Raw genomic sequence first — 11,078 nt, forward strand, 5'->3', positions numbered from 1 at the left:
GGCGGGCCGCGGCCGGCCTACGCCGGGCGCGCGTCCGCGGTCGCGTGGAGGCCGCGGTGGATGAGGTCGACACCGAAGGCGAAATCGGCGTCGGGCACGTGACCGGCGCCCGGCGCCACCACCCCGACGCTGTCGTACTGCAGTCGCTGCTGCTCGTGCCAGACGAACCCCAGGACGAAGTGCAGCAGCGTCGTCGCGGCGCGGGCGGCGACCTCGGGCGCGAAGCCCTCCGCGGCGACCGCGGCCGTCAGTCGATCCAGCGCCGCGGACGAGCCCAGCCCGAGCGCGAGCGTGCTGGAAACCACCTCCGCGCCGTCGCGGTAGGCGAGGAGCGCGTCGCGCAGCGCGCGGGCTTCGGCGCCCACGCCGGCGCCGTGCACCAGGGATGCCGCTTGCCCGACGATACGGTCGGACAGCTCGGCGAGCAGCGACTGCTTGTTGGCAAAGTGCCAGTACAGCGCGCTCGGCTGGACGTCGAGCCGCGCAGCGAGCCGCCGCATCGTGAGATCGGCGAGGCCGTCGTCGTCGAGGATCCGCAGCGCCGTGCGCGCGACGTCGTCGGCGGAGTGGCCGCGGGTGCGTGCGGGAGGAGTCACGGTCTGAGTATAGTGAACACCGTTCAGGTGAACGCTGTTCAGGTTAGGACTCGACATGACCCCTCGCCCCATGGATGCCACGGACCTCGCCCGCGTGGCCGTCTTCGCCGCGCTCATCGCGGTGCTCGGCCTGCCCGGCAGCTTCCCCGTGTTCGGCGGGGTGCCGATCACCGCGCAGACCCTCGGCGTGATGCTCGCCGGCGCGATCCTCGGGCCCTGGCTCGGGGCGTTGTCGGTGACGATCGTGCTGGTGCTCGTGGCCGTCGGGCTCCCGCTCCTCGCCGGCGGTCGCGGCGGGTTCGCGGTCTTTCTCGGCCCGACCGCCGGTTACGCGCTGGGGTGGATCCTGGGCGCGATCGTCGTCGGCCTCATCGTGCACGCGGGCAACCGTCGCCCGGTGTGGTGGCGCACCGCGTTCGCCATGGTGGCCGGCGGTGTCGTCGCGATCTACGCGCTCGGCGTCCCCGTGCAGAGTCTCGTGACGCGACTTCCGCTCGGCGACACCGCGATCGCCAGCCTCGTTTTCCTCCCGGGCGATCTGCTCAAGGCGGCGATCGCGACGATCGTGGTGACGCTGCTGGTGCGGGCGTACCCGCGCGGGTTCCGCCGCCAGTGGCGCGCCGCGCCGGTCGAGGAGCGCGTCGCCGCGTGATCCTGCACTGTCGCGACCTCGGCGTGCGGCTCGACGGCCGAGACGTCCTGCGCGGCGTGACGCTCGACCTCGACGCGCGCACGATCGCCGTCATCGGCGACAACGGCTCGGGAAAGTCCACGTTCGCGCGGGTGCTCGCGGGTCTCGTCCGTCGCGACACCGGCGACGTGCGGGTGCTCGGCCTCGACCCGGACACGGATGCCGCTGAGCACCGCCGCCGCGTCGCGCTCGTGCTGAGCAACCCGGACGCGCAGATCGTGATGCCGGTCGTGTCGGAGGACGTCGCGTTCTCGCTCCGTCCGCAACGGCTCCCGAAGGTCGAGCGCGCCGAGCGGGTCGCGCGGACGCTTGAGCGGTTCGGTCTGACCGACCTCGCGGAGCGGCCCGCCCACGACCTGTCGGGCGGCCAGAAGCAGCTGCTCGCGCTCGCGGGGGCGTTCGTCCGCGAACCCGGCCTCGTCGTCGCCGACGAGCCGACGGCGTACCTCGACGCCCGCAATGCGCGTCGCGTCGCCGATCATCTCCTCGCCGACGACGGCCACGTGCTCGTCCTCGTGACCCACGACCTCGCCCTCGCGCGCCGGTGCGGCGCCGCCGTTCTGTTCACCGAGGGGACCGTCAGCGCCGCGGGCGTGGCATCCGAGGTCGTCGACGAATACGAACGGGCGCTCGTGTGCTGAGCCTCTACCGCCCGGGACACAGCGTCCTGCACCGCCTGCCCGCGGGCCCCAAGATGCTGGTGCTCGCGGTCGCGGCGATCGCGCTCGCGGCCCTGCCGACCGCGGCAGGGGCGGCCGCGGTGTGCGCCGGGGCGGTGCTGCTGGCGTACGTCGTCCCGGGCGTCGGGCTCCGCGAGCTCGGGCGGCAGGTCTGGGGCCTCCGCTGGATCTTCGCGGTCACCGCGATCGGGCAGCTGCTCTTCCTCGGCCCCGAACCGGCGCTCGCGAACACCGCGCGGGTGACCGCGGCCGTGCTCGTGGCGGCGTTGGTCCCGCTGACGACGCGCGTCGACGACCTGCTCGACGCTCTCGAGCGGGGCCTCGGCCCGCTGCGCCGGATCGGAATGGATACCGAGCGCGCCGCGCTCCTCCTCGCGGTGACGATCACGACGATCCCGGTCCTCGCGCGGCTCGCGGCCGAGGTGCGGGAGGCGCAGCGCGCCCGTGGTGTCCGTCCGTCCCTACGGGCCGGGCTGGTGCCGTTCACCGTGCTGTCGCTCCGGCACGCCGATCAGCTCGGCGAGGCGCTCGCAGCCCGCGGGGTTCGCTGACCTGGGACGTGGCGTGACAAGAGCAGGGTGACGGGATGCCGCGAGGCCAGCGACGCTGCTCAGTCGCCCGCCGCGCGCCCCGCGGCGAACCCGGCGGCGTACGCCTCGTCCGACCCCAGCGCGAACATGTCGCGCTCGGCCGGCCGAACGATCGAGCGGGCGCCGGGGAGGTCGAGGTCGCCCACGAGGTCGGCGCGGCCGCGCACGACCGCGACGGGCAACCGTGCGGCCTTGCCCTTGACGAGGTCGGTCGCGGCGGCGAGCTCGTCGGCGACGCACGGCAGCGTCACGACGAGGGGGCGGCCCTCGGCATCCACTGTCCCGCGGAGGTCCTCGAAAACGTGCACGCCCGCGGCGCCGATCGCGTGGTCGGTCTGACCCTCGCGCCACGCGCGGCCGAGCGTGTCGGTGATGAGCACGCCGACGCGGGCGCCGGCGTCGCGGAGCCCGGCGGCGATCGAACGCGCCGACGCGTCGGGGTCTTCGGGCAGCAGCAGCACGGTGCCCTCGGGGGTGTTGCTGGCGTCGACTCCCGCCGCGGCGGAGACGATTCCGAGGCGGTTCTCGACGATACGCGTCACGTGCCCGGAGGGGGAGGTGCGGGATGCCACGAGCCGCACGGTCTCGCGCGTGATGGCGTCTTCGCGGTCGTCGGCCTCAAGGATCCGGCCCTCGGCCTTGGACACGATCTTGCTGGTCACCACGACGATGTCGCCGTCGCGGAGAGAGTCCCGCGCGGCCTCCAGGATCACCGCGACCAGGTCGGTGCCCGGCGTGATCTCCGCGATGCCGTCGAGGGCCCAGATCTGCAGCACGTCAGCGAACGAAACGCACCTCGGTGAGCTCCTCCCCGAGGAACGGCTGCACCTGCGTTGCACCATCGAGCACGAAACCGTTGCGCGCGTAGAAGCGGTGCGCGCGGGGGTTGTCGTCGGCGACCCACAGGTACAGGCCCTCGCCCTTCCCGACGGCGGCGTCGAAGAGCTGCTGACCGATGCCGGTGCCGTGGAACTGGTCGAGCAGGTAGATGAAGTACAGCTCGCGAGGGCGCGGGGCGTCGTCGTCGCGGGCGGGACCCGAGCCGACGAAGCCGACGATCTCGCCGTCGACGAGAGCCGCATGCATGCGGTAGTCCTCGCCCTGGGAGGCCCAGTGGGTCCAGAGCTCGGCCATGCGCTTGGGGGAGACCGCTTCGAGGGCGGCCGTGCTGATCAGGTGGTCGTACGTCTCGTGCCAGCACGTCGCGTGCACGCGGCCGAGGGCCTCGGCATCCACATCTCGCACCGGACGGACGACGATGTCGGTTCGGGTTTCCGCAGTCATGGCTGGACTCTACGCGGCCCCCCGGCGACGATGAAATCGGATGCCACGGACCCCGCGATGCGGTAGGGCTCCGGCGTCCTGCCAGACTCGCGTGCCACGATCCCGGGCATGATCGCGCGCCCCGCACTGACGTCGCTCGAAGCGCGCATCGACGCCTCCGCCAATCGCCTGTTGCGCTCCGCGCCCGCCACCGGCGCGCGGGCGCGTCTCGTCGAATTCGGCGTCTTCGTGCTCAAGCAGGCGTGGGCGTGCGTGTTCGGGGCGACGTTCCTCGCCGTCGTCCTCGCCGCGAAGCTCTGGTACCCCGACGACGCCGCGCTGGCCCGCAACGATGCGCTGACGATCGCCGCCATCGCCATCCAGGTCGTAATGGTGGTCGGGCGGCTCGAGACGCTGCGGGAGCTGCGCGTCGTCGTGCTGTTCCACGTCGTGGGCACGGTGATGGAGCTGTTCAAGACCGACGTCGGATCGTGGATGTACGCCGCGGACGGCGTGCTGCGGATCGGCGGCGTCCCGCTGTACAGCGGCTTCATGTACGCCGCGGTCGGCAGCTACATGGTGCGCGTGTACCGCCTCTTCGACCTGCGGTTCTCGCGCTACCCGCGCCGCTGGCTCACGGCGGTCGTCGCGGTCGCGATCTACGCGAACTTCTTCACGCACCACTGGATCGTCGACCTGCGCTGGGTGCTCGTCGCCGCGGTCGTCCTCCTGTGGGGCCGCACGACGATGCACTTCCGCTTCTTCCGAGGCACGTTCCGGATGCCACTCCTCCTGGCGTTCGCGGGGGTCGCCGTGTTCATCTGGCTCGCCGAGAACATCGCCACCTACGCCGGGGCCTGGCTGTATCCGTCGCAGGTGGGCGGGTGGCACCCGGTCGACGTGTCGAAGCTGTCGTCGTGGTTCCTGCTGATGATCGTGTCGGTCGTCCTCGTCACCTGGGTGTACCCGCCGCGCGAGCCGGACCGGGTCGAGTTGTCGGCTGCAGACAAAGGAATCGCCGTTCCCTAGGGAGATCACTACGCTCGCGGGTCGTGAACGTTCTGTGGCGCACCCTCTTGGTCCTCGTCCGCGCGCGGCGTCGGCTGCGGCGCGAGGGTCCGATCGACCCGAACGCGGTCGGACGGATGCGGCTACGCGTGCTGCCCACCGACATCGACCTGCTCCGTCACCTCAACAACGGGCGCTACCTGTCGCTGTTCGATCTGGGGCGGTGGGACCTGCTGACGCGCACCGGGATCGCCGGAGCCATGACGGCGAACGGCTGGTACGCGGTGGTCGCCGCCGAGACGATCACGTTCCGCCGGTCGCTCGAGCTGTGGCAGCGGTTCGAACTCGAGACGCGCCTGCTCGGTCACGACGACCGCGCCGTGTACCTCGAGCACCGCGCCGTCGTCGACGGCGAGATCTTCGCGCGCGCGATCATCCGCGCGCGCATCCTGCGGCGCTCGGGCGGAACCGTGCCGCACGAGGAACTGTTCGCGGCGGTAGGACGCCCGGAGGGCGTGCCCGACGTCGAGCCGTGGGTGCACGAGTGGGCCGCAGCCTCCGCGCTGCCGTCGACGAAGCGGCCCGCGCCGAGCGACTGGCGCTGATCCGCCTCACGCGTCCGGGGCGTCAGCTCACGCCGAAGCGTGCGTCGAGCCACGCCACCTGGCGCGCCCAGTGCCGCGACCCGCCGCCCTCGTGTCCGTTGTACGGGTACACCTCGATCGCGGCATCCTCGGATGCCAACGCGTGGAACGCCGCGAACACCCCCGACGGCAGCACGATGTCGTCCATCAGTGCGACGGAGAAGAACGCCGGCGCCTGGATGCGACGCGCCAGGATCGCGCCGTCGATGTGCGACAGCGTGTGCAGCGCGGCGGCGGTGTCGTCGCGGTGGATCGAGAGCCAGCGCGTGACCTCGGTGAAGGGTGCCGAGGGGGTGCGCACGATCGCGTTCGGGATGTCGCACAGGAACGGCACGTCGGGCATCACGGCCGCCACCGCGTCGCCCGACAGGGCCGCCGCGGCGATCGCGAGCGCGCCGCCCTGGCTGCCTCCGGTGACGGCGACGCGGCCGGCATCCACCCCGGGAAGCTCGCGGACCACGTCGACCAGGCGCGCGGCGTCGGTGTAGAGGCGGCGGTAGTAATAGTCGCGCGGATCGTGGATGCCGCGGGTCATGACGCCGGGGTAGGCGGCGGTGGATCCGTGGGGGTCGGGGGTGTCGCCGATGCTCCAGCCCGAGCCCTGGCCGCGGGTGTCCATGATGACGTGCGCGTACCCGGCGGCCGCCCACGCGATCTTGTCGCCGGGGAGGCCCCGGCCCCCGCCGTACCCGATGAACTCCACGACCGCCGGAAGCGGCTCGTCGCCGTGTGGACGAACGACCCAGCCCCGGATCTCGTCGCCGGCGTACCCGGTGAAGGTCAGATCCTGCACCGACAGGGCGCGAACCGGACCGTTCACCGGCGCCAGCCGCGCGGGACGGGCGGCGGCGCGCGCCTCCGCGAGGGTCTCGGTCCAGAAGGAGTCCAGTCCCTCGGGCTCGGCGAGATCGGGACGGTACTCGCGCAGAAGCTCGAGCGGCATGTCGGTGAAGGTCTGAGCCATGGGCGTCTCCAGTGTCGGGGCGAATCGACAGTAGCGAACACCGGTTCCCGCCCGGCGTTCGACGCGAATGACGTTCCTCCGCTGCTCTGCGCGGCGGGGCCTCTTCCCCTGTCGATTCGGGCTCGCGCGGCGGGGCCACTGGGACGCCGCGCGCTGGCTCCCTAGGCTGTGGAGCATGAGCGAGAACGACCCGCACGCGCACGGTTCCCTGCTCTTCGCCGACGCGGTCGAGCGAGCGACGGCTCTGGCCGCGAGCTTCGCGGCGACCACCCCGACCACGCTGTCGCTCTTCGCGTCGCCGGAGGCCGCGGACTTCCTCGCCCGCGCCGCCGACGGCGTGCTGCGGCCGGAGGGCGCGACGGCTCCGGCGGCGGCCCTGCACCGCCTCGGCGCCGACCTCCCCGCGACGCTTCCGTGGCGGCTGCGCGGAACGGTCCAGCTCGCCGGAGCGATCGCCCCCGTCCTTCCGACCGCGGCCGTTCCGCTGGGTCGCCGAGGTCTCGTCGACGCGCTCTCCGTCCTGTCTCTCGACGCCCGCGCCGACAGACTCGGGTCGGCGCTGGCGTCCCTCGGTGCCGATGTCGTCGCCGACCTGCGGCTCACCACCCCGGCCGTCCAGGGGGAGACCGCCGCGCGGCACCGGCTGGATGGCATCCGGACCCTCGTCGCCCGCGACGACGTCAGCCGGGTCTCGGTCGCCGTGCGCGAGGTCGTGACCGGATTGTCGCGCTGGGCCTTCGAAGCGGACGTCGAGCACGCCGCCGAGCGCCTGCTGCCCCTCTTCCTGGGTGCCGCCGGCGCGGGAACGCGCGTCACCCTCGTCGCCGAGGGGCGCGACGACCTCGACCTCACCGTCGCCGTCCTCACCCGTCTGCTCGAGGAGCCGCGCCTCCGGGACGCGGACGCCGGTATCGCGCTGCCGGTGGCGGCGCCCGAGACGCTGGGCGCGCTGCGCGAACTCGCCGCGTGGGCGCGCGTGCGGGTTTCAGGGGGAGGTGCGCGCGTCGCGGTACGCCTCGACGACCGGATCCCCGCCACCGACGACGCGTTGCGGGCTGCCCGCCACGGCTGGCCCGGTCCCGCGGTCAGCGACACCGCGGATCTCGACGCGCTCGCCGTCGCGACCGCCCGGGAGGCCCTCGGTCGCCGCGCCGGTGAGGGATTGAGCGTCGAGTTCGCCACCGGCGATCCCGTCCGCGCCGCGATCGTGCGCACGCTCGCCGACTCCGCCGACGTCTCGATCGCCCTCGCGGTGCCGCTCGGCCTCGGGTGGGTCCTGCACGCCGCGCACGTCGTCCTCGCTCCCGTGGTGCACCCCGACGACGCCGATGCCGTCGTGGCTCCGCTCGCGGCGCGGGTCGCGGGGCGCCGCGCGTCCGGCGACGACGTGGAGGCCCGGGTGACGGCGGCGCTCGCGACCCCGAAGGTTTCGCCCGCCCCGCCGCGGCAGCCGCAGCGCGGGACCGCCCCGACCCCTCCGATCCTCCGCGAATCCGTCGCCGACGACGCGGCCGAACCCGGCCTGACGCAGGCTGTGCTGGGCATCGCCCGCGACGCCGCGCCCGGCGACACGCAGGCGCTCGGTCCCGACGTGCAGCAGATGTTGTTCGGCGGGCAGGCGTTCGTCGACACCGCGGTGTTCTCCGTCCGCGAGAACGTCGAGCTCACGGGCGCGGCGCCCGGGTTCCGCAACGACGCCGCCGCCGACCCCACCGTCGCCGAGGATCGCGCGTGGGCGCGCGACGTCCTCGCCGCGGTCGACGGGTCCCGGGTCGGCGACGCGACGGCCGCGGCCGGTCGGGTCGACGACGAAGCGGGCCTGGATGCCGTGATCTCCCGGGTCCGCGCCGCCGCCGAGGACTGGGGGAGCAGGGCCGCGGCCGAGCGCGCCGCGGTGATCGGCAGCGCGTCGCGCTCTCTCGCCCAGCGCCGTGCCGAGCTGGTCGAGGTGCTCGCCTCCGAGGGAGGCGCGCTGTTCGTCGAGGCCGATGCCGAGGTCGGCCACGCCATCGATGCCGCCGCCTACTACGCGGTGACCGCGAAGGAACTCGACCGGGTCGCGGGCGCGGTGTTCGTGCCCGACCGGCTCACCGTCGTCGCCCCGCGCTGGAACTCCTCGGTGGGCCTCTGCGCCGCCGAGACACTCGCGGCGCTCGCCGCGGGCTCGGGCGTCGTGCTGACGCCGTCGCCGCGCGCCCGCCGGGCCGGAGCGGTCGTCGCCGAAGCGCTGTGGGCGGCGGGGGTCCCACGCGACGTGCTCGCCTACGTCGACCTGAACGAAGAGGCATCCGGTCGGGCTCTCGTCGTGCACCCCGGAGTCGACCGCGTGCTGCTCGCCGGGGCGCGATCGACCGCCGAGCGGTTCCTCGGGTGGAGACCGACGCTACCCGTGCAGGCGTTGACGGCGGGCCGGAACGCCGTGATCGTCGCGCCCTCGGCGGATCTCGATCGGGCGGTCGCCGACATCGTGGCCGGTGCCTTCTCCCGGGCGGGCCAGGCCGCGACGACGTCGTCGCTGGTGATCCTCGTGGGGGCCGTCGCCCGTTCCGCACGGTTCCTGGCGCAGCTGAAGGATGCCGTCGGGTCGCTGCGTGTCGGCCCCGCCGACGATCCGCTGTCCGACGTCGGCCCGCTGGTCGAGGAACCGTCCGGCGACGTCCGTCGGGCGCTGACCGTCCTCGCCGACGGGGAACGCTGGCTCGTCGAGCCGCGCGAGCTCGATCTCGGCCCCGAGACCGCGGGGCGCTTCTGGACCCCCGGCGTGCGCACCGGCGTCCACGCCGGTTCGCACCTCGCCCGGACGGCCGTCGCGGCGCCGGTGCTCGGCATCCTGCACGCTCCGACTCTCGCCCGGGCCATCGAGCTGCAGAACGTCGTCGGCTCCGGCTTCGTCGCCGGGCTGCACACCCGCGACGCCGCCGACCTCGACCTCTGGCTCGACACCGTGGACGCGGCCGTGCTGCGGGTCAACCGCCCCACGACCGGAGCGGTGGTGCAGCGTGAGCCCCTCGGCGGGTGGGGCGCCGCCGGCGTCGGGCCCGGAGCGATGTCGGGCGGCCCCAACCGGCTCGTGGCCCTCGGCTCGTGGCGGCCGTCGTCCGGTGGTCCCGCGTCGTCGACCCTGCATCTGCGCGGACTCGACACCCGCATCTCCTCCCTCATCGAAGCGGCCCAGCCCACGCTCGACTACGCCGCGTTCGAGTGGCTGCGGCGTGGAGCGCTGTCGGACGCCGTCGCGTGGGACCGTGAGTTCGCGCGCGTGAAGGACGCCTCACGACTCGGGCTCGAGCGCAATCTCCTCCGCTACCGTCCGACCGACGTCGCGATCCGCGCGACGGCCGACGCGCCGTGGCAAGCGGTGCTCCGCGTGCTCGTCGCGGCCGTCCGGTCCGGTTCGCGCTTCGGCCTCAGCACTCCGGTCGGGCTGCCGGGCGACGTGCGGCATCTGCTCGGCGAGAGCAGCGTTCCCGTCTCCGTCGAGAGCGACGCGGAGTGGCTGCAGCGGATGGCGGGTGGCATCCCGGATGCCGAGGCCACCGTGGCCGACACGACCGTCGCCGTGCCCGTCGGCCCGCGTCCCTCGCGCGTGCGCCTCGTCGGCACGGCGTCCTCGGTCGACACTCTTCGCGTCGCGCTCGCCGAAGCGCTCGGGGGCGACCCGTCACTCACCGTGTACGCGGGGGAGGTCACGACGGCCGGCCGCGTCGAACTGCTGCCGTTCCTGCGCGAGCAGGCGGTCTCGATCGAGGCGTTCCGCTTCGGACGCCCCGACCCGTGGAGCGCCGAGGTCATCTGACGTCGCGCTGCTGCGAGTTGCCCGGCGGGCGGCGGGCGAGCGCACACGATCCGGCCGAACGCACACGATCGAGACGCCCGGGACGTGTGCATTCGACCCGATCGTGTGCGTTGGGCGATACTCGGGCCGGCCGACAGGTTTCGAAAACGTTTTACGCCACAGCCCGGGGCGGGTAGCGTCGAGACCGACCGGAGGAGCAACGATGACCACCGCCCGCCTGACCGTTGACGCCCGATTCCCCATCGGGGCCGTGCGGCGCCGCCTGTTCGGCGGCTTCGTCGAGCACCTGGGACGCCACGTCTACGACGGCATCTACGAACCCGGTCACCCCGAGGCCGACGAGCAGGGCTTCCGCCGCGACGTGCTCGAACTCGTGCGCGAGCTGGGCGTGTCGATGATCCGCTATCCCGGCGGCAACTTCGTCTCGGGCTTCCGGTGGGAGGACAGCGTCGGGCCGCGCGATGAGCGCCCCCGCCGCCTCGACCTCGCGTGGCACTCCACCGAGACCAACGAGGTGGGCCTGCACGAGTTCTCGGACTGGCTCGACAAGGCCGGCAGCGAGCTGATGCTCGCGGTGAACCTCGGCACGCGCGGCACACTCGAGGCCATCGACCTGCTCGAGTACAGCAACCTCCCCGGCGGCACGACCCTGTCGCAGCGGCGCATCGACAACGGTCGCCAGGCCCCGTTCGACGTGCGCGTGTGGTGCCTCGGCAACGAGATGGACGGCCCCTGGCAGCTCGGCCACCGCTCGGCCGAGGACTACGGAAAACTCGCCGCCCAGACCGCCAAGGGCATGCGCCAGCTCGACCCCTCGATCGAGCTCGTCGTGTGCGGGTCGTCGGG

At 73.4% G+C, this 11,078-nt stretch carries 10 protein-coding genes and 1 pseudogene; 7 read left to right on the top strand and 4 right to left on the bottom strand.

The annotated features are described in order from the left end of the window. Nucleotides 1–17: 17 nt before the first annotated feature. Nucleotides 18–596, bottom strand: coding sequence for a TetR/AcrR family transcriptional regulator C-terminal domain-containing protein (locus D8Y23_RS14665; protein WP_275087517.1), 579 nt, complete (start codon nucleotides 594–596; stop codon nucleotides 18–20). A 55-nt stretch (nucleotides 597–651) separates the two neighbouring features. Between D8Y23_RS14665 and D8Y23_RS14670 the strand changes: the two genes are divergently transcribed. From D8Y23_RS14670 to D8Y23_RS14680, 3 genes are read left to right on the top strand one after another with little or no spacing between them, the layout of a single operon-like run. Next, nucleotides 652–1,248, top strand: coding sequence for a biotin transporter BioY (locus D8Y23_RS14670; protein ID WP_128218832.1), 597 nt, complete (start codon nucleotides 652–654; stop codon nucleotides 1,246–1,248). Then, nucleotides 1,245–1,928: an energy-coupling factor ABC transporter ATP-binding protein gene (locus D8Y23_RS14675; protein ID WP_205797259.1), complete on the top strand. Its 684-nt coding sequence runs from the start codon at nucleotides 1,245–1,247 to the stop codon at nucleotides 1,926–1,928. The genes D8Y23_RS14670 and D8Y23_RS14675 overlap by 4 nt, the downstream gene beginning before the upstream one ends. Beyond that, nucleotides 1,922–2,518 (top strand): energy-coupling factor transporter transmembrane component T family protein, encoded by a 597-nt coding sequence (locus D8Y23_RS14680; protein WP_128218834.1) that lies wholly within the window; start codon nucleotides 1,922–1,924, stop codon nucleotides 2,516–2,518. Before D8Y23_RS14675 ends, D8Y23_RS14680 begins: the two co-directional genes overlap by 7 nt. A 59-nt stretch (nucleotides 2,519–2,577) precedes the next feature. Here the strand turns inward: D8Y23_RS14680 and cofE are convergent, their stop codons facing one another. Both cofE and D8Y23_RS14690 read right to left on the bottom strand, forming a co-directional pair. Continuing rightward, the gene (cofE, locus tag D8Y23_RS14685) at nucleotides 2,578–3,333 is read right to left on the bottom strand and encodes a coenzyme F420-0:L-glutamate ligase (protein WP_240663918.1); all 756 of its coding nucleotides are present in this window, start codon (nucleotides 3,331–3,333) and stop codon (nucleotides 2,578–2,580) included. 1 nt (nucleotide 3,334) lies between these two features. Continuing rightward, nucleotides 3,335–3,841: a GNAT family N-acetyltransferase gene (locus D8Y23_RS14690; protein ID WP_128218836.1), complete on the bottom strand. Its 507-nt coding sequence runs from the start codon at nucleotides 3,839–3,841 to the stop codon at nucleotides 3,335–3,337. A gap of 108 nt (nucleotides 3,842–3,949) precedes the next feature. Between D8Y23_RS14690 and D8Y23_RS14695 the strand changes: the two genes are divergently transcribed. Together D8Y23_RS14695 and D8Y23_RS14700 are read left to right on the top strand one after the other, a co-directional pair. Beyond that, the gene (locus D8Y23_RS14695) at nucleotides 3,950–4,849 is read left to right on the top strand and encodes a DUF817 domain-containing protein (protein WP_128218837.1); all 900 of its coding nucleotides are present in this window, start codon (nucleotides 3,950–3,952) and stop codon (nucleotides 4,847–4,849) included. A gap of 23 nt (nucleotides 4,850–4,872) precedes the next feature. Beyond that, nucleotides 4,873–5,433 carry an acyl-CoA thioesterase gene (locus D8Y23_RS14700; RefSeq protein WP_128218838.1) on the top strand — a complete coding sequence of 187 codons (561 nt, stop codon included), beginning with the start codon at nucleotides 4,873–4,875 and terminating at the stop codon, nucleotides 5,431–5,433. A 22-nt stretch (nucleotides 5,434–5,455) separates the two neighbouring features. Here D8Y23_RS14700 and D8Y23_RS14705 read toward each other — a convergent pair whose 3' ends face one another. Beyond that, nucleotides 5,456–6,436, bottom strand: coding sequence for an acetylxylan esterase (locus D8Y23_RS14705; RefSeq protein ID WP_128218839.1), 981 nt, complete (start codon nucleotides 6,434–6,436; stop codon nucleotides 5,456–5,458). 175 nt (nucleotides 6,437–6,611) lie between these two features. Between D8Y23_RS14705 and D8Y23_RS14710 the strand changes: the two genes are divergently transcribed. Then, on the top strand, nucleotides 6,612–10,232 hold the full coding sequence (locus D8Y23_RS14710; RefSeq protein ID WP_164878261.1) for a proline dehydrogenase family protein: 3,621 nt from the start codon (nucleotides 6,612–6,614) through the stop codon (nucleotides 10,230–10,232). Between the two features lie 202 nt (nucleotides 10,233–10,434). Then, nucleotides 10,435–11,078, top strand: a pseudogene (locus D8Y23_RS14715) (alpha-L-arabinofuranosidase); the annotation flags it as partial.

This window comes from Microbacterium enclense, from assembly GCF_004022425.1.
Classification (GTDB): domain Bacteria; phylum Actinomycetota; class Actinomycetes; order Actinomycetales; family Microbacteriaceae; genus Microbacterium; species Microbacterium enclense_A.

Coding starts and splice junctions, on each gene's coding strand:
- D8Y23_RS14705 (WP_128218839.1), bottom strand. CDS start 6,436: ATGGCTCAGACCTTCACCGACATGCCGCTCGAGCTTCTGCGCGAGTAC.
- D8Y23_RS14690 (WP_128218836.1), bottom strand. CDS start 3,841: ATGACTGCGGAAACCCGAACCGACATCGTCGTCCGTCCGGTGCGAGAT.
- D8Y23_RS14670 (WP_128218832.1), top strand. CDS start 652: ATGACCCCTCGCCCCATGGATGCCACGGACCTCGCCCGCGTGGCCGTC.
- D8Y23_RS14710 (WP_164878261.1), top strand. CDS start 6,612: ATGAGCGAGAACGACCCGCACGCGCACGGTTCCCTGCTCTTCGCCGAC.
- D8Y23_RS14695 (WP_128218837.1), top strand. CDS start 3,950: ATGATCGCGCGCCCCGCACTGACGTCGCTCGAAGCGCGCATCGACGCC.